Source organism: Lutibacter aestuarii (assembly GCF_042676885.1).
GTDB lineage: Bacteria > Bacteroidota > Bacteroidia > Flavobacteriales > Flavobacteriaceae > Lutibacter > Lutibacter aestuarii.
This window is the reverse complement of the sequence record NZ_JBHTIC010000009.1, coordinates 1-869: the sequence shown is the minus strand read 5'-3', so window position 1 is coordinate 869 and position 869 is coordinate 1. Positions and strand designations below refer to the sequence as shown.

Below are 869 nucleotides of genomic sequence, written 5' to 3'. Positions count from 1 at the left end.
TTAAGAAATGATGTATTGGTCACAGCCATTTGTGATATTGATCCCAATAGAATTTCCATTGCATTAGACCGAATAGAAAAAGCAGGTCAAAAAAAGCCAGCCGTGTTTGGAAGTAGTGATTATGACTATAGAAATTTATTAGCCTTAAAAGAGGTAGATGCTGTAATTATAGCAACTCCGTGGCTTTGGCACACTCGTATGGCAAAAGATGCTATGCTAGCGGGGAAATATACAGGGTTAGAAGTTTCTGCAGCTAATACAATGGAAGAATGTTGGGATTTGGTAAATACCCACGAACAAACAGGAACACATTTAATGATTTTAGAAAATGTGAATTACCGAAGAGATGTATTGGCAGTGTTGAATATGGTAAAACAAAATGTTTTTGGAGAACTGGTACATTTTAGATGTGGTTACCAACACGATTTACGCTTTGTAAAACTAAACGATGGTAAAAGTGCCTATGGAAAAGGGGTTGAGTTTGGAGAGAAAGGGATTTCAGAATCGGCTTGGAGAACACAACATTCCTTATTAAGAAACGCTGATGTATACCCAACCCATGGTGTAGGTCCTATTGCAGCGATGAGCAATATCAACAGAGGAAATCGCTTTACATCACTAACGGCTAATGCAACCAAAGGAATAGGTTTACATAATTATATTGTAAAAAACGGAGGAGCCGATCATCCCAATGCAAAGTTGAAGTTTAAACAAGGAGATGTCATTACTTCCACTATAGAAACCGCTAATGGAGAAACCATTATTGTTACTCATGATTGTAATTTACCAAGACCGTATTCTTTAGGTTTTAGAGTACAAGGATCAAATGGTCTTTGGGAAGTAGATGGCAATAGAATATATATAGAAGG

General features: G+C 37.1%; 1 protein-coding gene. It reads left to right on the top strand.

Annotated features, from left to right (window positions below):
- Positions 1 to 869 (top strand): Gfo/Idh/MocA family protein (locus tag ACFQZW_RS11255; protein ID WP_386783081.1); only part of this gene is annotated, 869 nt, incomplete at both ends.